This is a genomic window from Pseudomonas syringae group sp. J254-4 (assembly GCF_032586855.1).
Classification (GTDB): Bacteria; Pseudomonadota; Gammaproteobacteria; order Pseudomonadales; family Pseudomonadaceae; genus Aquipseudomonas; species Aquipseudomonas amygdali.
In genome coordinates this window covers 163,476-190,021 of record NZ_JAWHOO010000009.1, presented here as the reverse complement: position 1 = coordinate 190,021, position 26,546 = coordinate 163,476, and the positions used below count along the sequence as shown (strand labels likewise).

Here is a 26,546-nt window from a genome sequence, read left to right as displayed (position 1 = left end):
GGGCGCGAAGAAGTCGTGTTCGGCACCGTACTGATGGGCAGGATGCAGGGCGGCAACGGTGCCGACCGGGCGCTGGGCATGTTCATCAACACCTTGCCGCTGCGCATCAGCGTCGGCAGCCAGAGCGCTCTGGCGGCGGTCAAGGTCACTCACCAACGCCTCTCGGCACTATTGGGGCATGAGCATGCTTCGCTGTCGCTGGCCCAGCGCTGCAGCGGCGTGCCGAGTTCGCTGCCACTGTTCAGCACCTTGCTCAACTACCGCCACAGCAACAACGGTGCGGCATCGACCGACACATTGTCAGCCTGGCAGGGCATTCAGACCCTGAGCATGGAGGAACGCACCAATTATCCGTTGTGCCTGAACGTCGATGACCTGGGCGATGACTTCATGCTCACTATTCAGGCCATCCAGCAGATCAATGCCCAGCGCATTGGCGAGTACATGCAGGTTGCACTGCGCAGCCTGGTGGAAGCGCTGGAACACACCCCGCATGCCGCGCTGAACAGCCTGCCGATGCTGCCGGACGATGAGCGCGAGCTGTTGCTGGCGGGCTTCAATGACACTGCCCATCCTTATCCTCGCGATGTGCTGATTCACCAACTGATCGAGCAACAGGTCAACCAGCGTCCGGATGCCTGCGCCGTGCGCGGTGACAGCGGACCGCTGCTCACTTACGCCGAGCTCAACCAACAGGCCAACCAGCTCGCCCATCGCCTGATCGAACTGGGCGTGGAACCGGACTCGCGGGTCGCAGTGAGCCTGCGTCGCGGCGCGGAAATGGTCGTGGCGCTGTTGGGTATCCTCAAGGCCGGTGGCGCCTACGTGCCGATTGACCCGGACCTGCCGAGTGCTCGCCAGGCCTATATGCTCAGCGACAGCGCCCCTCGTGCGGTGCTGACCAGCAACGATCTGCTTGCAGATCTGCCAGACCTAAGCGTTCCGGTGCTGGTGCTCGATAACCGCGATGACCTCGCGCAACTGGCTAAGCAGCCGAGCGGCAACACGGATGCCAAGGCCCTGGGCCTGCAACCGAATCATCTGGCCTATGTGCTGTACACTTCCGGTTCCACCGGTACGCCCAAAGGCGTGATGAACGAGCACCTGGGCGTGGTCAACCGCCTGCTCTGGGCGCGCGACGCCTATCACGTGGACAGCAATGATCGGGTACTGCAAAAGACCCCGTTCGGCTTCGACGTGTCGGTCTGGGAGTTTTTCCTGCCGCTGCTGGCCGGTGCCGAACTGGTCATGGCGCGTCCCGGTGGCCATCAGGACCCCGACTATCTGGCGCAGGTCATGAGTGACGCGGGCATTACCCTGCTGCACTTTGTGCCATCAATGCTCGATGTATTTCTGGAGCACCGTTCAACCCGCGACTTCCCGCAACTGCGCCGCGTGCTGTGCAGCGGCGAGGCCTTGCCTCGTGCGTTGCAGCGCCGCTTCGAGCAACACCTCAAGGGCGTCGAACTGCATAACCTGTATGGCCCGACCGAAGCGGCCATCGACGTTACTGCCTGGGAATGCCGCCCGACAGACCCGGGCGAAAGCGTGCCCATCGGCCGTCCGATTGCCAACATTCAGATGCACGTACTGGATGCCCTGGGCCAGCTGCAACCGCTGGGCGTGGCCGGTGAGCTGCACATTGGCGGCATCGGCGTAGCGCGGGGTTACTTGAACCAGCCGCAGCTGAGTGCCGAGCGTTTCATCGCCGACCCGTTTTCCAACGACCCGCAGGCCCGCCTGTACAAAACCGGCGACGTGGGCCGCTGGCTTACCAACGGCGCGCTGGAATACCTGGGCCGTAATGACTTCCAGGTGAAGATCCGCGGCTTGCGTATCGAGATCGGCGAAATCGAAGCAGCTCTGGCCAAACACCCGGCGGTCCATGAAGCGGTGGTCACCGCTCGCGAAGACATACCCGGTGACAAACGTCTGGTGGCTTACTACACACGGTCTGCCGGGCACACTGCTGTCGATATCGAAACCCTGCGCAGTCACCTGCAGCAACAGTTGCCTGAATACATGGTTCCGGCCATCTACGTACTGCTCGATACCATGCCACTGACGCCGAACGGCAAGCTGGATCGCAAGGCGCTACCCGCACCGGACGGTGATGCGCTGATCAGCCGTGGCTACGAGGCGCCGCAAGGCGAAATCGAGGAGCAGATCGCGGTTATCTGGCAAGACCTGCTGGGCGTCGCACAGGTCGGGCGTCACGACCACTTCTTCGAACTCGGCGGTCATTCGTTGCTGGCGGTGAGCCTGATCGGGCGTATGCGCCAGTTGGGTCTTCGCGCCGATGTACGCGTGCTGTTCAGCCAGCCGACGCTGGCAGCACTGGCCGCAGCCGTGGGCGGTGGCACCGAGATCGTGGTGCCAGCCAACCTGATCACCGAGTATTGCCAACGCATTACGCCTGAGCTGCTGCCACTGGCGGACCTGACTCAGTCACAGATCGATCAAGTCGTGGCAACCGTGCCGGGCGGCGTGGCCAATGTGCAGGACATCTACCCGCTGGCGCCGTTGCAGGCAGGTATTCTTTATCACCACCTGGCCGCCGAAATCGGCGACCCCTATGTGTTACAGACGCAGTTCGCCTTTGCTGACGGCGAGCGTCTGAATGCCTTCGCTCAGGCTTTGCAGGCGGTCATCGACCGCCATGACATTCTGCGCACCAGCGTGGTCTGGGACGGTCTGGACTCACCTGTGCAAGTGGTCTGGCGTCAGGCCCGGTTGCACCTGGACGCGCTTGAGCTTGATCCGACAGACGGCGATATAGGTACACAACTGCACAGCCGCTTTGACCCGCGCCATTACCGTCTGGACATCGGCCAGGCGCCGCTGATGCGCGTGGCCTATGCCGAAGACCCGCTCAACCAGCGCATCTTCGCGATGCTGCTGTTCCACCACATGGCGCTGGACCACGTAGCTCTGGAAGTGGTGAAGCATGAAATGCAGGCCTGGCTGGCGGGCGAGGCAGACAGCCTGGCAGCGTCGGTGCCTGTGCCGTATCGCAACTATGTGGCCCAGGCACGCCTGGGTGTCAGCCAGGCCGATCACGAAGCGTTTTTCCGCGACATGCTCGGCGATATCGACGAGCCGACACTGCCGTTCGGCCTGCTGGACGTGCAGGGTGAAGGTCGTGACATCGAGGAAGCCAGCCTGGCGCTGGATCCTCAACTCAACCTGCGCCTGCGTGCTCAAGCTCGCCAACAAGGGGTGAGTGCCGCAAGTCTGGTGCACCTGGCCTGGGCTCAGGTGTTGGGCAAGGTATCAAACAAGCAGGATGTGGTCTTCGGTACCGTCCTGATGGGCCGGATGCAGGGTGGCGAAGGTACCGAGCGAGCCTTGGGGATGTTCATCAACACCTTGCCGTTGCGGGTTTCGGTAGGCGAGCAGGGCGTACGCGACGGGGTCAAGGCCACTCATAAGCGCTTGACTGCCTTGCTCGGTCACGAACATGCCTCGCTGGCGTTGGCCCAGCGTTGCAGCGGTGTTGCCGCGCCCGCGCCGCTGTTCAGCGCGCTGCTCAACTATCGCCACAGCGGGGTCGGCAGTGTGTCTGACCAGGCCATGCAGGCATGGCAGGGCATTGCGGTCCTCAGCGGCGAAGAACGCACCAACTACCCGCTGACCTTGAACGTCGATGATCTGGCCGATGGGTTCATCCTGACGGCGTTGGTGGCTTCGTCAATCGGTGCGCAACGTGTGTGCGGCTACATGCACACGGCGCTGGAAAACCTGTTGACCGCACTGGAGCAGACGCCAGAAACGCCGTTGCAAGGTTTGTCGATTCTGCCAGCTGTCGAACGTGATCAGTTGCTGGTGGATTTCAACGACACCGCGCTGGATTACCCGCAGCAGCAGACCATTCACGGGCTGTTTGAAGCACAGGTCGAGCTTACATCGCAGGCTCTTGCGGTCGTCCACGGCGAACAGCGCCTGACGTATCGCGAGCTTAACGAGCAGGCCAACCGCCTGGCCCATGCCTTACGCAAGCAGGGCGTTCAGCCGGATTCGCGGGTAGGCATTTGTGTAGAACGCGGCGTGGAGATGGTCGTCGGCTTGCTGGCGATCCTCAAGGCGGGCGGCGGTTATGTGCCGCTGGATCCGGCGTATCCGGTAGAACGAATTGCCTACATGTTGCAAGACAGTGCTCCGGCAGCAGTGCTGGCGCAAACCGCGACTCAGGGCTTGCTGGCCGACGTTTCAGTACCTGTCATCAATCTTGATCTGAGCGATTGGCAGGACCAATCCGTCCAGAATCCGCAGGTACAGGGGCTGACTTCAGCGCATCTGGCATACCTGATCTACACCTCGGGCTCGACCGGCCTGCCGAAAGGCGTGATGATCGAACACCGCAACACCGTTAACTTCCTGACCTGGGCGCACAAGGCTTTCGACGGCTCTGCACTCGAAAAAACGCTGTTCTCCACCTCATTGAACTTCGATCTTGCGGTTTATGAGTGCTTCGCGCCGCTGACCTCGGGCGGCAGCATCGAAGTGGTCAAAAACGTCCTTGAACTGCAACACGGCGAGCACGATATCGGCCTGATCAACACCGTACCGTCGGCGCTCAAGGCCTTGCTGGAGGTCGATGGACTGCCGAAATCGGTCCATACGGTCAACGTCGCCGGTGAAGCGCTGAAACGCGCTCTGGTAGAAAACCTGTTCGAAAAAACCGGCGTGCAGCGTTTGTGCAACCTCTACGGCCCTTCGGAAACTACTACCTACTCAAGCTGGGTGGCGATGGACCGTGAAGACGGCTTCGCAGCGCACATCGGCAAGCCAGTCGGCAATACACAGTTTTACCTGCTGAACGAGCAACAGCAGCCTGTGCCACTGGGTGTTGCCGGTGAAATCTACATCGGCGGTGCCGGTGTGGCCCGTGGCTACCTGAACCGCGATGATCTGACCGCCGAACGCTTCCTCAATGACCCGTTCAGCCAAAACCCAGCGGCACGCATGTACCGTACCGGCGACCTGGGTCGCTACCTGCCAGACGGCAATATCGAATACCTCGGCCGTAACGACGATCAGGTGAAAATCCGCGGCTTCCGTATCGAGCTGGGCGAGATTGATGCACGCTTGGCCAAGCATCCGGCCGTCCACGAAGCGGTAGTGAATGCCCGTGAAGATATTCCGGGTGACAAGCGTCTGGTGGCTTATTACACCCTGGCGGCCAAGGAAACCGTGGTCGACATCGACAGCCTGCGCGGCTGGCTGCAGGAGCAATTGCCGGCCTACATGATCCCGGTGGCCTACGTACGTCTCGATGCACTGCCACTCACCCCGAACGGCAAGCTGGACCGCAAGGCCTTGCCAGCACCTGAAGCCGATGCACTGATCAGCCGTGGTTATGAAGCCCCACTAGGTGAAACCGAAGCTCAGATCGCAGCCATCTGGCAAGACCTGCTGGGCGTTGCCCAGGTCGGCCGTCACGACAACTTCTTCGAGCTGGGCGGTCATTCGCTGCTGGCGGTGAGCCTTATCGGCCGTATGCGCCAGTTGGGTTTGAGCGCTGACGTGCGCGTGCTGTTCGGCCAGCCGACGTTATCTGCCTTGGCGGCCGCAGTCGGCGGTAACACGGACATCGTGGTGCCAGCCAATCTGATTACCGAGGATTGCCAACGCATTACGCCTGAATTGCTGCCACTGGCCGACCTGACCCAGGCACAGATCGATAAGGTAGTCGACAGCGTGCCGGGCGGCGTGACAAATGTGCAGGACATCTACCCATTGGCGCCGTTGCAGGAAGGCATCCTCTATCACCACCTCAGCGCTGAGCGCGGAGATCCGTATTTGCTGCAATCGCTGTTCGCCTTCGACAGCCAGGAGCATGTCGACGACTTTGCCCGCGCCTTGCAGTTCGTGATCCAGCGCCATGACATTCTGCGCACTGCACTGGTCTGGGAGGGACTGGACGAACCGATGCAAGTGGTCTGGCGTCAGGCGTTGCTGATGCGCGAAAGCTTCGACCCGGATCCGCAAGGCGGCGATGTCGCGACACAGTTGCACCAGCGTTTCGACTCCCGCCGCCACCGCCTGGACATTCGTCGGGCGCCGATGATGCGTCTTGTACATGCCTGGGATGAGTCAAACCAGCGCTGGCTGGGCTGGTTACAGTTCCATCACCTGGTCATGGACCATACAACGCTGGAAGTAGTGCGCCATGAGATGCAGGCCTACCTGCTGGGGCAGGGGGCTCAACTGGGCCTGGCGGCGCCATATCGCAATTATATTGCTCAGGTCCGCCTGGGCATGAGTCAGGAGGAACATGAGGTGTTCTTCCGCGACATGTTGAGCGATGTTGACGAGGCGACGCTGCCGTTTGGTTTTCAGGAGGTGCAAGGTGACGGTCATGACATCGAAGAAGGCTTTCTGCCGGTGGATCTGGAGCTCAGCCGTCGTTTGCGGGCCCAGGCCCGTCAACTGGGAGTAAGTGCCGCGAGCCTGGTTCACCTGGCTTGGGCGCAGCTGTTGAGTAAGGCCTCGGGGCGTGACGACGTAGTGTTCGGCACCGTGCTGCTGGGCCGGATGCAAGGTGGCGAAGGCTCGGACCGAGCGCTGGGCGTGTTTATCAACACCTTGCCGCTACGTGTGGGCCTGGGCGACCAGGGCGTGCGTGACGGGGTCAAGGCCACGCACCGGCGCTTGACCGCATTACTCGGGCATGAACACGCGTCTCTGGCGCTGGCCCAACGTTGCAGTGGCGTGGTGGCACCGGCGCCGCTGTTCAGCGCGCTGCTCAACTATCGCCACACCAGCGTTGCCGTGACCGATGAAACGCTGACGGCCTGGAATGGCATGCAGGCGATAGCACTGGGCGATGAAGAACGCACCAACTATCCACTGACCCTCAACGTCGATGACCGCGGCGAAGACTTCCTGTTGACCGTACAGACCATACCGCTGATCGACGGCGCCCGGATTTGCGCCTACATGCTGCAAACATTGAGCAATCTGGTCAACGCGCTGGAGCAAGCGCCGCAGACACCGTTGCACGCTATTTCGATCCTGCCGGACAGCGAGCGGCAGCAGTTGCTCGAACAGTGGAACGAACCTGGCAATACCTGTACGAGCGAGACACCGATTCATCTGCAATTTGAAGCCCGCGCAGCAGAGCGGCCGAATGCCGTGGCGCTGGTGTTCGAAGAGCAGACCCTGAGCTACGGCGAACTCAACGCCCGTGCCAACCAGGTTGCACATCGCCTGCTGGCCCACGGCGTTCGCCCGAATGATCGGGTAGCGATCTGCGTCGAACGCGGCCCGGCGATGATCATCGGCTTGCTGGGTATTCTCAAATCCGGCGCCGGTTACGTGCCACTGGATCCGGCTTATCCGCTGGAGCGCCTGGTCTACACCCTCGGCGACAGTGCGCCGGTCGCGTTGTTGAGCCAGCAGTCGGTGCAGCAGACGTTGCCTGCCTGCGAAGTGCCGCTGATCTATCTCGACGATGCCGACCTGCAGGACGAATCCGTCTGTAATCCGCAAGTACCGGTCAAGCCCGCTGACCTTGCCTACGTCATCTATACCTCCGGCTCCACCGGTCTGCCCAAGGGCGTGATGGTCGAGCATCGCAACGTTGCACGACTGTTCTCGGCCACCGAAGACTGGTTCGGTTTCAATGAACAGGATGTCTGGGCATTGTTCCACTCGTTCGCCTTCGACTTCTCGGTCTGGGAAATCTGGGGCGCACTGCTGCACGGCGGACGTTTGTTGATCGTGCCGCAACTGGTCAGCCGCTCGCCGGAAGACTTCTACAACCTGCTGTGCAGTGCCGGGGTGACGGTGCTTAACCAGACGCCAAGTGCGTTCCGCCAGCTGATTGCTGCCCAGGCTGAAAACACTCAGGCACATTCGCTGCGCCAGGTGATTTTCGGCGGTGAAGCACTGGAAACGGCGATGCTCAAGCCGTGGTACGCCCGCAGCGCGAACGCTGGCACACAACTGGTGAACATGTACGGCATCACTGAAACCACAGTGCATGTGACCTATTACCCGTTGCAGCCCGAAGACGCCCAGCGCGTCGGTGCCAGCCCGATCGGCAAGCGCATCCCGGACCTGCGCCTTTATCTGCTCGACGCCCATGGCGAACCCGTGCCGACAGGCGTGATCGGCGAGTTGTACGTGGGCGGTGCCGGTGTTGCTCGTGGCTACCTGAACCGTGAAGCACTGACGGCAGAGCGTTTCCTCGATAACCCGTTCAGCAATGCACCGGGTGCGCGCCTGTACCGTACCGGCGACCTGGGACGCTGGCTGGCCGATGGCAGCCTGGAATACCTGGGCCGCAACGACGAACAGGTCAAGATTCGTGGTTTCCGTATCGAACTGGGCGAGGTCGAAGCGCGTCTGGCTGAATATCCGGACGTCCGCGATGCCGTGGTGCTGTGCCGTGAGGATGTGCCCGGCGACAAGCGCCTGGTGGCCTATGTCACGACGCAGCAGCCGGAAAGCCTGCTGGACATCGAAAGCCTACGCGAGCATCTGCACGGTGCATTGCCGGAGCACATGGTGCCCGCAGCCTACGTGCAACTCGATGAGTTGCCACTGACGGCCAACGGCAAGCTCGACCGCAAGGCTTTGCCGGTGCCCGACCGCTCGGCGGTGGTCAGTCGTGGCTACGCAGCACCTGAAAACGACACCGAGATGGCCATTGCGCGTATCTGGCAAGACCTGCTGCAACTGGAGCAGGTTGGTCGTCATGACAACTTCTTCGAGCTGGGCGGCCACTCACTGCTGGCCGTCAAACTGATCGAGCGCATGCGCCAGATCGATCTGGTTGCCGACGTGCGCGTGCTGTTCAGTCAGCCGACCTTGTCTGCCCTGGCAGCAGCGGTAGGCGGCAAGGGGGCACTGGAAGTACCCGCCAACCTCATTCCCGCCAACTGCGAGCGCATCACCCCGGACATGCTGCCTCTGACAGTCCTGAGTCAGAATGATATCGACCGTGTGGTGGCAAGCGTACCCGGCGGCCTGGCCAACGTGCAGGACATCTATGCTCTGGCACCGCTGCAGGAAGGTATTTTGTATCACCACCTTGCCGCGACCGAGGGAGACCCGTACCTGCAATACGCGTTGTTTGCCTTTGATAGCCTCGAGCGTCTGCACGGTTTCGCCCAGGCACTGCAAGGCGTGATCGCGCGGCACGATATCCTGCGCACCGCCGTGCTTTGGGAGCGTCTCGACTCTCCGGTGCAGGTGGTCTGGCGTGAAGCGCCCTTGGGCCTGGATGAGCTGATACTGGACCCTGCCGATGGCGATATCGCCGAACAACTGCTCGAACGTCTGGACCCTCGTCACACCCGCCTGGACATTCGTCAGGCGCCGATGTTACGCATTGGTTATGCACATGACGCAGAGAACGACCGCTGGCTGGGCATGCTGCTGTTCCATCACCTGGTGGACGACGCCACGTCGCTGCGCATTCTCACCAGCGAAATCGAGTCGTACATGCTCGGGCAGCAAGCCTCGCTGCCACCGTCCGTGCCTTACCGCAATTACGTGGCGCAGGCCATGCTCGGCGTGAGCCGCGAGGAGCACGAAGCGTTTTTCCGCGACATGCTCGGTGATATCGATGAACCGACGCTGCCGTTCGGCCTGCAGAACGTGCAGGGCGACGGGCGCGGTATCGAGGAAGCGCGCCTACAGGTCGACATGGACCTGAGCCGCCGCCTGCGCGTGCAAGCCCGTCAGTTCGGGGTCAGCTCCGCCAGCCTGTATCACCTGGCATGGGCTCGTGTTCTGGGCGCTTTGTCAGGCAAAAAGGATGTGGTGTTCGGCACCGTATTGCTCGGCCGCCTGCAAGGTGGTGCCGGGTCTGACCGGGCGCTGGGGATGTTCATCAACACCTTGCCGTTGCGTGTCACGCTGGGCGAGCAGGACGTGCGCAGCGGTCTGAAGGCTACCCACGCCAGGCTCAGTGGGCTGCTTGCCCATGAACACGCATCGCTGGTACTGGCACAGCGTTGCAGTGGCGTGTCCGCTTCGACGCCGCTGTTCAGCGCCTTGCTCAACTACCGACATATCGCCGCTGAGGTCAACCAACAGACACTGGACGCCTGGCAAGGCATCGAAAGCCTGCGCGGCGAAGAGCGCACCAACTATCCGCTGACCCTTTCAGTAAACGATGAGGGAACGGGCTTCAGTTTAACGATCCAGGCCAGTGCCAGCATCGACGCGCAACGCGTCTGCGCTTATGTGCAGACCACTCTGGAGAATGTGGTCAGCGCACTGGAGCAGTCCGGCGAGGTGCCGCTGGCAGGCTTGCCGGTTCTGTCGGCTGTCGAGCGTGATCAGTTGCTGGTGGATTTCAACGACACAGCGCTGGATTACCCGCAGCAGCAGACCATTCACGGGATGTTCGAAGCGCAGGTCGAGCGCACGCCGGAAGCGGTTGCAGTGGTCCATGGCAAACAACGCCTGACCTATCGCGAGCTTAACGAGCAAGCCAACCGCCTGGCCCATTCCTTGCGCAAGCAGGGCGTGCAGCCGGATTCTCGCGTCGGCATCTGTGTAGAGCGCGGCGTGGAGATGGTTGTAGGGTTGCTGGCGATCCTCAAGGCGGGCGGCGGTTACGTGCCGCTCGACCCGGCGTATCCGGTAGAACGAATTGCCTACATGTTGCAGGACAGCGCTCCGGCCGCAGTACTGGCGCAAAACGCTACTCAGGGCTTGCTGGCCGACGTTTCAGCGCCTGTCATAAATCTTGATCTGAACGATTGGCAGGACCAATCCGTCCAGAATCCGCAGGTGCCGGGGCTGACTTCGGCGCATTTGGCCTACCTGATCTACACCTCGGGTTCCACCGGCCTGCCGAAAGGCGTGATGATCGAACACCGCAACACCGTTAACTTCCTGAGCTGGGCGCACACGGCTTTCGACGGCTCTGCGCTGGAAAAAACACTGTTCTCCACCTCGCTCAACTTCGACCTCGCAGTTTACGAGTGCTTCGCGCCGCTGACGTCGGGTGGCAGCATCAATGTGGTGAAAGATGTTCTGGAAGTGCAACACGGCGACCACGATATCGGCCTGATCAACACCGTACCGTCGGCGCTCAAGGCCTTGCTGGAAGTCGATGGACTGCCGAAATCGGTCCATACGGTCAACGTCGCAGGTGAAGCGCTCAAGCGCAGCCTGGTCGAATCGCTGTTCGAGAAGACTGGTGTGCAGCGTCTGTGCAACCTTTATGGCCCGTCCGAAACGACCACCTACTCAAGCTGGGTAGCGATGGATCGTGAAGATGGCTTCGCAGCTCACATCGGCAAACCGGTTGGCAATACCCGGTTTTACCTGCTGGACGAGCAACAGCAGCCTGTTCCGTTGGGTATTGCAGGTGAAATCTACATCGGTGGTGCCGGTGTAGCCCGGGGTTATCTGAACCGCGAAGACCTGACCGCAGAACGCTTCCTCAAGGACCCGTTCAGCGAACAGCCAGCGGCACGCATGTACCGTACCGGCGACCTGGGTCGCTACCTGCCAGACGGCAATATCGAATACCTGGGTCGTAACGATGATCAGGTGAAAATCCGCGGCTTCCGTATCGAGCTCGGCGAGATCGATGCACGCCTGGCCAAACACCCAGCCGTACACGAAGCGGTGGTCAACGCCCGCGAAGATGTTCCGGGTGACAAGCGTCTGGTGGCTTATTACACCCTGAGCGCAGGGCACGCGTCGGTGGACATCGACAGCCTGCGCGGCTGGCTGCAGGAGCAATTGCCGGCCCATATGATCCCGGTAGCCTATGTGCTGCTCGACGCACTGCCGCTGACGCCTAACGGCAAGCTGGACCGCAAGGCCTTGCCAGCACCGGACGCCGATGCACTGATCCGCCTTGGTTATGAAGCCCCCCAAGGCGAAACCGAAACCTTGCTGGCGCAAATCTGGGGCGACCTGCTCCAGGTTGAAGGCATCAGCCGTCACGACCAGTTCTTCGAACTGGGCGGCCACTCCTTGCTGGCAATGCGCTTGATTTCGCAGATTCGCCAACAACTGGGTGTCGAACTGAGCCTGGCCGCGCTGTTTGCCCACCCGGAACTGAGCGCACTGGCGCAGGCAATTGCCCAAGCCGGACGCAGCATCCTGCCGGATATCGTGCCGGTGGCACGCGATCAGGCCTGGCCATTGTCGTTCGGCCAGCAACGCCTGTGGTTCCTCGCCCAGATGGAAGGTGCCAGCGCGGCCTACCACATGCCAGTCGGCCTGAGCTTGCGTGGCGAGCTGGATCGCGCGGCAATGCAACGGGCCCTGGAGCGTATCGTGGCGCGCCATGAGGGCTTGCGCACTACCTTCATTCAGGGCGATGACGAACAGCCATTACAACGGATCAGCCCGGCGGATGCCGGCTTCAACCTGCAACTGCACGATCTGCAAGGGCTGGTGGATGCCAAAGAGAAGCTTCAGGCACTGGCCAGCGAAGAGTCGCTGCAAGGCTTCGATCTGGAACAGGGCCCATTGATCCGGGGCCGCCTGATTCGTATGGCCGAGGACCATCACGTCCTGTTGCTGACCATGCACCACATCGTTTCCGATGGTTGGTCGATTGGCGTGCTGACCCGTGAACTGGCCGCGCTTTATGCAGCATTCATTCAGGGCCAGGGCGACCCATTGACGCCACTGGCGCTGCAATACCTGGACTACGCGGTGTGGCAGCGTCGCTGGTTGAGCGGCGATCTGCTGCAGCAACAAAGCGACTACTGGCAGCAAAACCTGGCAGACGCTCCGGCGCTGCTGATGTTGCCCACCGACCGGGTACGTCCGGCGCAGCAGGACTATACCGGCGCGGTGCTGCCCATCGTTTTCGACGAAGACCTGACTCGCGGCCTGAAGGCATTGAGCCAACGTCACGGCAGCACACTGTTCATGACCGTCATGACCGCCTGGGCTGCGCTGCTGGGGCGTCTGTCCGGTCAGGACGACGTGGTCATCGGCACGCCAGTGGCCAACCGCACACGCAGTGAGACCGAAGGATTGGTGGGCCTGTTCGTCAATACCCTGGCCATCCGCGTCGACCTCAGTGACAAGCCCACGGCAAAGACTCTGCTGGCGCAGGTCAAGACCAGCACGCTAGGCGCCCAGGACCATCAGGATCTGCCGTTCGAGCAAGTGGTGGAAGTGATCAAGCCGGTGCGCAGCCTGTCGCACAGCCCGGTGTTCCAGGCCATGCTCAGCTGGCAGGACATGGGCGGCGGGGATTTCGCCCTCGGCGATCTGCAACTGGAAAACCTGAGCGCGGAACATACGCTGTCCAAGTTTGATCTCTCGCTGGACATCGGCGAAGCCCAGGGTCTGCTGTTCGGTTCACTGGAATACGCCACCGCGTTATTCGATGAAAGCACCATCGCCCGTTATCTGGGCTACCTGCAGCGTTTGCTGCACGCCATGGTCGCCGATGACAGTCAGGTACTGGAGCATGTGCCACTGCTTGATACGGTGGAGCGCAAGCGACTGCTGGTCGACCTTAACGCTACCGACGTGCCGTACCCGCAAGACTGCACGATTCATCAGCTGTTCGAAGAAAAGGTCAAGGCGCAGCCCGACGCCATCGCCGTGGCTTTCCAGGCGCAGCGCTTGAGCTATGCCGAATTGAACCGTCAGGCCAACCGTCTGGCTCATCACCTGATCAGCCTGGGCATCGGTCCGGATGATCGTGTGGCGATCTGCGTCGAACGTGGAGTGAAAATGATCGTCGGCCTGCTCGGCGTGCTCAAAGCCGGTGCCGCCTATGTACCGCTGGACCCGGCTTACCCGGCCGAGCGCCTGGCGTACATGATCAACGACAGCCAGCCAGCGGCGTTGCTTACCCAGCGCGGCTTGCAGGAGCGTTTGCCCGCACTGTCCATGCCGCTGGTATTGCTCGACGACGATCATTGCCAGGGCTTCATCGAGTGCGATGACAACCCGGTCGTAGCGACTCTCGGCGTGCGTAACCTGGCCTATGTGATCTACACCTCGGGCTCCACCGGCAATCCGAAAGGGGTAATGATCGAACACCGTGGCCTGGTCAACTACAGCGTCGATGCTGCACGCTTGTTTGGCCTGTCCCCAACCGACACTGTGCTGCAACAAAACACCCTTAACTTCGACCTGTCGGTGGAGGAGATCTTCCCGGCACTGTTGGCCGGTGCCACCCTGGCGCCGAGCCGCGAGATCTTCGGCAGTGAGGGCATTGAAAATCACGGCATCTACCCGACCGTTCTGCACTTGACCGCCGCGCATTGGCACACACTGGTGGCCGAATGGCACAACCAGCCTCAGGCTGCTGAACAACGCCTTGCCGAGGTGCGCCTGATCAACGTCACAGGTGACGCATTGTCGGCGCAGAAACTCAAGCTCTGGGATGAGGTGCGCCCAGCGCATACCCGCCTGATCAACACCTATGGCCCGACCGAAGCGACAGTGTCCTGCACTGCGGCTTACGTGAGTCACGACGCAGCGGCTGGCAGCGAAGGCAGCGGTAACGCGACCATCGGCAAGCCGATGGCAAACACCCGCATCTACCTGCTCGATGCTCATCAGCAGCCAGTGCCATACGGCGTGGCCGGTGAGATTTTCATCGGTGGCGACGGCGTGGCACGCGGTTACCTGAACCTTGAAGAGGTCAACGCCGAACGCTTCCTCGCGGATCCGTTCAGCAATAGCCCTGATGCCAGGATGTACAAGACCGGCGACCTGGCGCGCTACATGGCTGACGGTCGTATCGAGTACCTGGGTCGTAACGACTTCCAGGTCAAAGTGCGCGGTTTCCGTATCGAGCTGGGCGAAATCGAAGCGCGTCTCGGTAATTGCAAAGGGGTCAAGGAAGCGGTAGTGATCGCTCGGGAAGACAATCCCGGTGAAAAACGTCTTGTGGCCTACGTGATCGCCCAGCCACAAGTGAATCTGGACGCCGCCAGCCTGCGCGCCGAACTGGCACCGCAATTGGCCGAGTACATGCTGCCGAGTGCTTTCGTGCTGCTTGATGCACTGCCGCTGACACCGAATCGCAAACTCGATCGCAAGGCCCTGCCTGCTCCGGCGGACAACGCCTTTGCCAGTCGCGAACATGTCGCACCGCAAGGCACCAGCGAAAAAGCCCTGGCGCAGATCTGGCAGAACCTGCTCAACCTGGAAGCAGTAGGGCGCCATGACCACTTCTTCGAACTGGGCGGGCACTCGCTGCTGGCGATGCGTCTGATTTCCCAGGTGCGTCAGCGCATGGGCGTCGAGCTGAGCCTGGCGGACATCTTCGCCCAGCCGGAACTCGCGCCGCTGGCTCAGGTAGTGGCGCACGCTGCCGGTAGCAGCCAGCAGCCCATCGTGCCGGTGTCCCGCGACCAGTCCTTGCCGCTGTCGTTTGCCCAGCAACGCCTGTGGTTCCTGGCGCAGCTGGACGGCGGCAGCGCGGCTTATCACATTCCTGCCGGTCTGCGTCTGCGCGGCAGGCTCGATAAAGTCGCCCTGAAACGGGCGCTGGACCGTATCGTTGCGCGTCACGAGGCGTTGCGTACGACCTTTGTGCAGGAGCAGGACCAGGATCCGCTGCAGCGCATCGCTCCAGCCGATATCGGCTTCAACTTGCAACTGCAGGTGCTGACCGGGCAGGGCGACGCGGAACAACAACTGCTCGCCATCGCCGCAGAGGAGGCCGAAGAGGGCTTTGATCTGCTCAATGGCCCGCTGGTGCGCGGACGCCTGGTATGCCTGGCCGATGACGACCATGTGTTGCTGGTGACCATGCACCACATCGTCTCTGACGGCTGGTCCGCGGGTGTGTTGACCCGTGAGCTGGGCGTGCTCTATGCAGCGTTCAGCGAGGGCGCCGAAGATCCGTTGCCAGCGTTGCCGGTGCAATACGCCGACTACGCGCTGTGGCAGCGCAACTGGCTGAGCGGTGACGTGCTGCAACAACAGCGTCAGTACTGGCAGCAGACTCTGGCCGGTGCGCCAGCCTTGCTGACCTTGCCAAGCGACAGGCCACGTCCGGCGCAACAGGACTACAGCGGTCAACTGCTCGGGCTGGTGCTCGATGCCGATCTGACCCGCGGCCTCAAGGCGCTGAGCCAGCGGCATGGCAGCAGCCTGTTCATGACGGTCATGGCCGCATGGGCTGCGCTGCTGGGACGTTTGTCCGGTCAGGACGACGTGGTCATCGGTACGCCGGTGGCCAACCGCATGCGCGCCGAGGTGGAGGACCTGATCGGGTTCTTCGTCAACACCCTGGCCGTACGCGTCGACCTCTCGGGTACGCCGAGCGTGCAAAGCCTGTTGCAGCAGGTCAAACAGCAGACGCTGGCCGCCCAGGCGAATCAGGACCTGCCGTTCGAACAGGTGGTTGAGGTGGTTCGCCCACAACGCAGCCTGTCCCACAGTCCGATTTTCCAGGCCATGTTGTCGTGGCAGAACAACGAAGCGTCCGATCTGGCGCTTGGCGACATGACCCTGCAGGGCGTCGCGGTGGCTGGCCATACGGCCAAGTTCGACCTGACGCTGGACATGACCGAGGTCGGCGATCAGTTGATCGGCACACTGGAGTACGCCACGGCGTTGTTCGACGAGAGCACCATGCAGCGCTACATGGGCTACTTCCAGCGCTTGCTGGAAGCGATGGTCGCCGACGACCGCCAGTTGCTGGAACAGGTGTCGTTGCTCGATACGGTGGAACGCCAGCATTTGCTGGTCGACCTTAACGCTACCGATGTGCCTTACCCGCAGCACAGCACCATTCACCAGCTGTTCGAAGAAAAGGTTCAGACACAGCCCGACGCCATCGCCGTGGTCTACGAGGCGCAGCGCCTGAGCTATGCCGAGTTGAACCGTCAGGCCAACCGTCTGGCTCATCACCTGATCGGCATGGGCATCGGCCCGGACTATCGAGTGGCGATCTGCGTCGAGCGCGGCGTGGAAATGATGATCGGCCTGCTCGGTGTGCTCAAAGCCGGTGCCGCCTATGTACCGCTGGACCCGGCGTATCCGGCCGAGCGCCTGGCCTACATGATCAACGACAGCCAGCCAACGGCATTGCTGACCCAGCGTGATCTGCAGAAACGCTTGCCGCCCCTGACCTTGCCGCTGGTGCTGCTCGACGATGATCAGCGCACAACCTTTACCGAGCGTGACGACAACCCGGTGGTGGAAGCCCTCGGTGTGCGCAACCTGGCGTATGTGATCTACACCTCCGGTTCCACCGGCAATCCGAAGGGGGTGATGATCGAACACCGTGGCCTGGTCAACTACAGCGTCGATGCTGCGCGTCTGTTTGCCCTGTCCCCAACCGACACCGTGCTGCAACAGAACACCCTGAACTTCGACCTCTCGGTGGAGGAAATCTTCCCGGCATTGCTGGCTGGCGCCACTCTGGCACCGAGCCGCGAGATATTCGGCAGCGAAGGAGCTGAAACTCACGGCATTCATCCGACTGTCCTGCACCTGACTGCTGCGCATTGGCATACGCTGGTGGCCGAATGGCACAACCAGCCGCAGGCTGCTGCGCAACGTCTGGCTGAGGTGCGCCTGATCAACGTCACGGGTGACGCACTGTCGGCACAGAAACTCAAGCTCTGGGATGAGGTGCGCCCGGCGCATACTCGCCTGATCAATACCTATGGCCCGACCGAAGCGACAGTGTCTTGCACCGCGGCTTACGTCAGCCATGACGCAGTGGTCGGCAGCGAAGGCAGTGGCAACGCGACCATCGGCAAACCGATGGCCAACACCCGTATCTACCTGCTCGATGCCCATCAGCAGCCCGTGCCCTATGGCGTGGCTGGTGAGATCTTCATCGGTGGTGATGGCGTTGCGCGGGGCTACCTGAACCTCGAAGCGGTCAACGCCGAGCGTTTCCTCGCGGATCCGTTCAGCAACAGCCCTGACGCGAGGATGTATAAAACCGGCGACCTGGCGCGCTACATGGCTGACGGCCGTATTGAATACCTGGGTCGTAACGACTTCCAGGTCAAGGTGCGTGGTTTCCGTATCGAACTGGGCGAAATCGAAGCCCGCCTGGGTAATTGCGCCGGGGTCAAGGAAGCGGTGGTGATCGCTCGGGAGGACAATCCGGGAGATAAACGTCTGGTGGCCTACGTAGTCGCACAGCCGGATATGCTCCTCACGGCCGCCAGCCTGCGTACCGAACTGGCACCGCAACTGGCTGAATACATGCTGCCGAGTGCATTCGTGATCCTCGACGCCTTGCCGCTGACGCCGAACCGCAAGCTGGATCGCAATGCCTTGCCGGCTCCGCAGGCCGATGCCTTTGCCAGCCGCGAACACGTGGAACCGCAAGGTGACACCGAGGTGGCGCTGGCGCAGATCTGGCAAAACCTGCTCGATCTGGAACAGGTAGGCCGTCATGACCAGTTCTTCGAGCTGGGCGGGCACTCCTTGCTGGCGATGCGCCTGATTTCCCAGGTGCGCCAGCAACTGAGCGTCGAGCTGGGCCTGGCGGATATCTTTGCCCAGCCTGAACTGGCCGCCATGGCACGCATACTCGCCGACGCCAAAGGCAGCAGCCAGCCGCCTATCGTGCCGGTGTCCCGTGATCAGGCCTTGCCGCTGTCGTTTGCTCAGCAGCGTCTGTGGTTCCTCGCGCAGCTGGAAGGCGGCAGCGCTGCTTACCACATTCCGGCAGGGCTGCGTCTGCGTGGCGCTCTGGATAACCCTGCGCTGGAGCGAGCGCTGGACCGTATCGTCGCCCGCCACGAAGTGCTGCGTACGACCTTTGTGCAAGAGCAGGACCAGGATCCGGTGCAGCGCATCGCTCCTGCCGATATCGGTTTCAGCCTGCAACTGCACGTGTTGACCGGGCAGGCGGATGCTGAACAGCAACTGCTCGCCATCACCGCTGCAGAGGCCAACGAGGGCTTCGATCTGCTCAACGGTCCGCTGGTACGGGGACACCTGGTGCGCATGGCCGAGGACGATCATGTGTTGCTGGTGACGATGCACCATATCGTCTCCGACGGCTGGTCCGCGGATGTACTGACCCGTGAGCTGAGTGCGCTCTATGCGGCGTTCAGTGCCGGTTCCGAGGATCCGTTGCCCGCTTTGCCGGTGCAATACGCCGACTATGCCGTGTGGCAGCGCAACTGGCTGAGCGGCGAAGTGCTGCAGCAACAGCGTCAGTACTGGCAGCAGACCCTGGGTGGCGCGCCAGCCTTGCTGACCTTGCCGACCGACCGGCCACGCCCGGCACAACAGGACTACAGCGGCAACGTTCGCGGCCTGGTGCTTGATGCAGAGCTGACCAGCGGCCTCAAGGCCCTGAGCCAGCGACATGGCAGCACCCTGTTCATGACCGTAATGGTCGCATGGGCCTCGCTGCTGGGGCGTCTGGCCGGCCAGGACGATGTGGTGATCGGTACACCGGTGGCCAACCGCCTGCGTGCCGAAGTGGAGGACCTGATCGGGTTCTTCGTCAATACCCTGGCGATACGCGTCGATCTGTCCGGCGCACCCAGCGTCGAAGCGTTGATGCAGCAGGTCAAGCGTCAGACGCTGGCAGCGCAGACCCATCAGGACCTGCCGTTCGAACAAGTGGTCGAGGTGGTTCGCCCGCAACGCAGCCTGTCCTACAGCCCGATCTTCCAGGCCATGTTGTCGTGGCAGAACAACGAAACATCCGACCTGTCGCTGGGCAACATGAACCTGCAAGGCGTGGCGGTAAACGACCACACGGCCAAGTTCGATCTGGTGCTGGACATGACCGAGGTCGGCGATCAATTGATCGGTACGCTGGAATACGCCACGGCGCTTTTCGACGAAAGCACCATGGACCGTTACCTGGGCTATTTCCAGCGCTTGCTGGAAGCCATGGTCGCCAATGAGCAACGCATACTGGAACACGTGCCGTTGGTGGACGCGGCCGAGCGTCAGCATCTGTTGAGCAGTCTTAATGCAACCGACCGAGCTTACCCTCAGGGTCAGTTGATGCATCGCCTTTTCGAGGCGCATGCAGCGTCTCGACCTCAGGCGCTTGCGGCCCGTCAGGGTGAGCAGACGCTGACCTACGCCGAACTCGACAGCCGCGCCAACGCCCTGGCTCAGCAACTGCGCCAACGCGGCGTGGCAGCGGGAACCCGAGTGGCGATCCTGCTGGATCGCTCGGTGGAGCTGCTGACCAGTATGCTGGCCACCCTCAAATGCGGCGCTGCTTACCTGGCGCTGGATCGCCTGGCCCCCGAAGAGCGTGTGCGCTTCATGCTCGAGGACAGCGAAGCAACCCTGTTGCTGAGCCGTAGCGACCTGAACGCACCTGACATGACGCCAAGACTGGATCTGGACACACTGGATCTATCAGCGGCTAACGATGGCCCAGTCGCGCTCGCGGATGAAGTCGCAGGGCAGACCCCGGCGTGCATCATCTACACCTCCGGCTCCACCGGCATGCCCAAGGGCGTGATCGTGACCCACAACGGCATTGTGCGGCTGGTGCGGGACAACTACGGCTTCCGGGCCGATGACCGCGTGGCGTTTTCCTCCAACCCGGCATTCGACGCCAGTAGTCCGGAGATCTGGGGTGCCTTGCTCAATGGTGGCCAGTCGGTAATTGTCGAGCCTTCCGTGTTGCTTGAGCCAGCAGACTTTGCCGCCTTGCTCAAACGCCACGAAGTGACAGTGATGTTCAGTTCGACCGCCTTGTTCAACCTGTATGCCGGGTTGATTCCCGAGGCTCTAGCAGGCTTGCGCATGCTGGAGTGCGGTGGCGAACGGGCGGATCCGGCGTCGTTCCGCCGGGTACGGGAGCACTCGTCTCAAGTGCGATTGTTCAACGGCTACGGCCCGACCGAGGGCACCACGTGCGCCACTCGTTACGAAGTGTTTGATGTGCAGCCGGGAGCCCTGAGCCTGCCGATCGGCAAACCCAACGCCAACGTGCGCATCTATCTGCTCGACGCGTGCGGCGAGCCGGTGCCGATGGGCAGCGTCGGCGAGATCTACATCGGCGGGGTCGGGGTCGCGCTTGGCTACCTGAATCGCCCGGAACTGACCGCCGAACGCTTCAGCGACGATCCGTTCAGTCAGCAGGCGGGGGCGCGGCTCTACCGCACCGGCGACCTGGCGCGCTGGTTGCCGGACGGTAACCTCGAATACCTGGCGCGTAACGATGGTCAGGTGAAGGTCCGCGGCTTCCGCGTCGAACTTGGTGAGGTCGAAAGCAGCCTGCATGGGTGCGATGGCGTGCGCAACTCCGTTGTGGTGGCACGCGAAGACAGCCCGGGCGACACGCGTCTGGTGGCTTACTACACCGTGCATGCGGGCGCTGAAGCACCCGAAGTGGAGGCCCTGCGTGCACAGCTGAGCGCCGGCTTGCCGGAATACATGGTACCGAGCGTATTCATCTGCCTGCCCGACTTGCCGCTGACGCTCAATGGCAAGGTGGATGTCCACGCACTGCCAGCACCGACAGCGGATCAGTTCGCGAGCAGTGCCTTCGAAGCCCCGGCAGGCGAGCTGGAGATTCGTCTGGCGAAAGCCTGGACGGAGGTACTCGAGGTGCAGCAGGTGGGACGTCATGACAGCTTCTTCAGTCTCGGCGGTCACTCGCTGATGGCGGTACGACTGGTCAGCCAATTGGTGCAGAGTGGCTTGTCGGTGTCCCTGGCCGACGTGTTCCAGCACGCCAGCGTCGCGGCCTTGGCAAGTCTGCTGGGCAGCCGCAGCGAAGAGGTTGCACCGAAGCTTCATGAGCAACTGGTGCCGGTGCGTACCACAGGTAGCCAGCGTCCGTTGTTCCTGGTCCACGAGTTCACCGGCCAGGACGCGCATTTCCCGGCGCTGGCGGTACACATCGACAGCGAGATTCCGGTCTACGGGTTGAGCGGCATCCCGCTCGGTCAGGAACAGTTGCTGACCATGGAATGCCTGGCAACGCGCTTGTTGAATGTGATGCGCAGTGTTCAGCCGCATGGGCCTTATCGTCTGGCGGGCTGGTCGTTCGGTGGGCTTCTGGCCTACGAAATTGCCATCCAGCTGGAGGGCATGGACGAGGAGGTGGAGTTTATCGGCCTGCTCGACACCTACATGCCGCGTCTGGTGGATCTGGGTCGCGAGCGCTGGGACCTGCAGACCGCCCACAGTCAGCATCTGCTGGAACACTGCGAGCAGTTCTGGAGGGCCCGAGGCGAATGCACGCAGGCTCTGGAGGCCCTTGAGCAAGTGCGTGCAAACCGGCATGCCTTTGATTTCGCCGGGCTCCTGCAGCACTGCCGCGAGCAGGGTGCGCTGCCGCCGGAGCTGGACATCTACACGAACGAGGGTCTTTGCCAGTACCTCGACCGAGAGGTGGCTCACGGTCATGCGCAGGCCAATTACACGGTTTACCCCAACAGCGTGCCGCTGCACCTGTTCACTGCCAGTGAGTGGGAACCCAACTCGCAGAAACACAGCGGTTACCTGGGTTGGGATAGCGTACTGCCCGTCAGTCAGTTGCGCAGTATCAAGGTCGCTGGCGATCACTTGAGCATGATGAAGCCGCCACATATCGAGGGCCTGGGTCAGGCGATCAGCCAAGCGTTGGCTGATCTGCCCAATCGGCCACGAGGGGCTGACAGCGCCCACCGGCCGTTGTTGACGATTCAGGGTGGACGTCGCGATCACGCGCCAGTGTTCTGTGTACCGGGGGCAGGGGACAGTGTGACTGGCTTCATCAGCCTGGCCGATGCTCTGGGGCCGCACTGGCCGATCCACGGGCTGCAACCACGCGGGCTGGATGGCCGCACGGTGCCTTACAGTCTGGTGGAAACCGCCGCCGAGGCTTATCTGCAAGCACTCGACAGCACCCATCCAGAAGGACCGGTGCATCTGCTCGGTCATTCGTTCGGCGGCTGGGTGGCCTTTGAAATGGCTCAGCGCCTGACGGCAAGCGGCAGGGAGGTGGCTTCGCTGACACTGATCGACAGTGAGTCACCGGGCGGCAACGGCGTGGTGGGCAAACCTTACACCGCGATAGGCGTACTGGAACGTTTGATCGAAACCATGGAGCTGGCTGCGGGCAAGCCGTTGGGCATCGATCGTACGGCCTTCCGGGCCCAGGACGATGTCGGCCAGATGCGTTTGTTGCATGCCGGGATGGTGCGGGCAGGGATGTTGCCGCAGCGTTCGTCGCCGGACGCGATGCGTGGGCCTGCAAGGGCTTTCGGTACCGCGTTGCGCACACGTTATCAACCGTCGCAGATCTACACCGGGCCGGTGCGTCTGGTGCTGGCCGATGACCCGGTGCTGGATGCGGCGGGCAATCAGCGCGAACAACAGGCGATGGTCAGCGGCTGGCGCCGGTGTGCCCCGGATCTCACTGTCTGGCGTGGGCCGGGCAACCATTTCACCATTCTCAAGGCGCAGCATGTACAGCATCTGGCGAACTGGTGGCTACCCCGTCAATAACATCGTTTCTTCAAGCCCGGCGGTTGATCGCCGGGCCAATCCTCAACGCATTCGTGGCTTTCTATGAAAAAGTTGAAGTTTCGCAAAGTGCTCATTGTTGTTGTGCTGTTGGTTCTGGCAGCAGGTATTGCCTACGGCATCCAATCCCCGGAAAAGGCACCGGAGTACCTGACCGCCAAGGTCGAACGCACCGATATCGAAAACTCGGTGCTGGCCAGCGGAGTGCTGCAAGGCATCAAGCAGGTTGATGTCGGTGCGCAGGTCTCAGGCCAGCTCAAGTCACTGAAGGTCAATCTGGGTGACAAGGTCAAACAAGGTCAGTGGCTGGCGGAAATCGATCCTGTGGTGCTGCAGAACACCCTGCGCCAGTCGCAGGTCAACGAACAGAACCTGATCGCCCAGAAGGACGCGGCTGCCGCGCAGCTCAAGGACGCCAAAGCCATTTACCAACGCTACAAGCAACTGCGTGCGGATGACGCGATCTCGCAAAAGGACTTCGATACGGCGCAATCGGACTTCGAAGTCCGGAGTGCCAACCTTCGCTCGCTGGAAGCACAGGTACGCGACGCAGGGATCCAGATCGAGACCGCCAGGATCAACCTGGGCTACACCCGCATCGTCGCGCCGATCAGCGGTGATGTGGTGGGTATCGTGACCCAGGAAGGCCAGACCGTGATCGCCAGCCAACTGACGCCGGTGATCCTCAAGCTGGCAGACCTGGACACCATGACCGTCAAGGCGCAGGTCTCCGAGGCCGACGTGATTCATATCACCCCAGGCCAAGAGGTGTATTTCACCATCCTCGGCGATGCCGAAAAACGCTATTACGCCAAACTGAAAGGCACGGAACCGGCGCCGCAAAACTTTCTTGACGCGCAGTCCAGCAACGCCGGCAAGCCAAACAGTGCGGTGTTCTATAACGCATTGTTCGACGTCCCCAACCCTGATCACCGTCTGCGTATTTCGATGACCGCCCAGGTGCATATCGTGCGTGAAAAGGCCAAGGACGTACTGACTGTGCCTGTTGCAGCTTTGGGCGACAAGAACGGCGACGGCACCTTCCCGGTGCGCGTGATGGACAATCAGGGCCAGGCCCAGAGCCGTAACGTGCAGACCGGCATCAACAACAACGTGCGGGTCGAGATCAAGAGCGGCCTTGCCGAGGGCGACCAGGTGGTGATCGGTGAACCGTCGGCCACACCAGCGACAGCGGGGGCCTGACCATGAGTCGAGCTCTTCTGGAACTCAAGGGGATAACCCGTCGTTTTGTCGCTGGCGAGAAGGACTTCATCGCGCTTAATGACATCAACCTCACGATCAATGCCGGCGAACTGGTTGCCATTACCGGGGCATCGGGTTCCGGCAAGTCAACGCTGATGAACGTGCTGGGTTGTCTGGATCACGCCAACAGCGGCAGTTACAAGGTCGACGGGCGTGAAACCGGTACGCTGACCGATGATGAGCTGGCAGAGCTGCGCCGCGATCACTTCGGTTTCATTTTTCAACGTTATCACCTGTTGCCGCACCTGCCAGCGATACAGAATGTCGAAATGCCTGCCATCTACGCAGGCACCGGCAAGGGCGTGCGCGTAGAGCGCGCGCAGAAGCTGCTTGAGCGGCTGGGCCTGCCCGGGCATCTGGAGCATCGGCCAAGCCAGCTTTCAGGCGGCCAGCAACAGCGGGTCAGTATTGCCAGGGCCTTGATGAACGGCGGCGAGATCATTCTGGCCGACGAACCTACCGGGGCCCTCGACAGCGTCAGCGGCAAGGAGGTGATGAACATCCTCCTGGAGCTCAACAGCGCCGGGCACACAGTGATTCTGGTGACCCACGATGAGAAGGTTGCAGCGCACGCCGAGCGCATCATCGAGATGCGTGACGGCGAGATCATCGCCGACCGGGTAAACCCTGATCGCCCGATCATCAACGAAAAAACCACCGAGCGCCTGCCCACCAAACCCAGGCAGGGCAACCGGCTGATGGCCAACCTCGGCCTGTTCCAGGAGGCCTTCGTCATGGCCTGGGTGGCGCTGATCTCGCACCGCATGCGCACGCTGCTGACCATGCTCGGGATCATCATCGGCATTACCTCGGTGGTGTCGATCGTTGCGATCGGCGAAGGGGCCAAGCGCTATGTGCTCAAGGACATTGAGGCCATCGGCAGCAACACCATCGAGGTGTTCCCAGGCAGTGACTTTGGCGACACCAAGTCCATGGATATCCAGACCCTGGCGCTGTCCGATGTGGCGGCGTTGAGCAGTGAGTACTACATCGACAGCGCCACACCGAATATCGGCCGCAACCTGCTGGTGCGCTACCGCAACATCGACGTATCGGCGACGGTGAGCGGGGTCAGCCCGAGTTACTTCCAGGTGCGTGGCACCAAAATGGGCTTGGGGGTGGGGTTCAACAAGGATGACGCCAGGCGGCAAGCGCAAGTGGTGGTGATCGATTACAACACACGGATTCGCCTATTCGGCCCCAAGGTCGACCCGCTGGGCCAGGTGATCCTGGTGGGCAACCTGCCCTGTACAGTAATCGGCGTGACCGAGAACAAGAAAAACATCTTCGACACCAGCAAGAACCTGAATATCTGGATGCCCTACGAAACCGCCTCTGGCCGCCTGCTGGGTCAGACATACCTGGACGGCATCACCGTGCGGGTCAAGGACGGGCAGCCGAGCAAGGTGGTCGAGGACAACGTCAACAAACTGCTGCAAAAGCGTCACGGGACCAAGGACTTCTTCACCTACAACCTCGACAGCGTGATGCAAACGGTGCAGAAGACCAGCCAGTCGCTGGCCCTGTTGCTGTCATTGATTGCGGTGATCTCGCTGGCGGTCGGCGGTATCGGGGTGATGAACATCATGCTGGTGTCGGTCACGGAGCGGACGCGCGAGATCGGCATTCGCATGGCAGTCGGGGCGCGCCAGTCGGATATCCGTCAGCAGTTTCTGGTGGAGGCGGTGATGGTTTGCCTGATTGGCGGGGTCATCGGCATCGGCCTGTCGTTCGTGATCGGCTATGTGTTTTCACTGCTGGTCAAGGAATGGCAGATGGTGTTCTCCGTGGGCTCGATTGTCACTGCGTTCATCTGTTCGACATTGATCGGCATCGTTTTCGGCTTCGTACCGGCACGTAACGCGGCACAGCTCGATCCGATCGAGGCGCTGGCACGGGATTGACGA

General features: G+C 61.7%; 2 protein-coding genes and 1 pseudogene. All 3 read left to right on the top strand.

From position 1 onward, the window contains the following. Window positions 1–23,358, top strand: a pseudogene (sypC, locus tag RYB09_RS13740) (syringopeptin non-ribosomal peptide synthetase SypC); the annotation flags it as partial. A gap of 63 nt (window positions 23,359–23,421) precedes the next feature. Further along, complete coding sequence (gene macA / locus RYB09_RS13735; protein WP_058402957.1) at window positions 23,422–24,579, top strand: macrolide transporter subunit MacA; 1,158 nt, start codon at window positions 23,422–23,424, stop codon at window positions 24,577–24,579. Window positions 24,580–24,581: 2 nt separating this feature from the next. Next, window positions 24,582–26,543, top strand: a complete 1,962-nt coding sequence (locus RYB09_RS13730) for a MacB family efflux pump subunit (protein WP_058402956.1) — start codon at window positions 24,582–24,584, stop codon at window positions 26,541–26,543. Window positions 26,544–26,546: the final 3 nt, after the last annotated feature.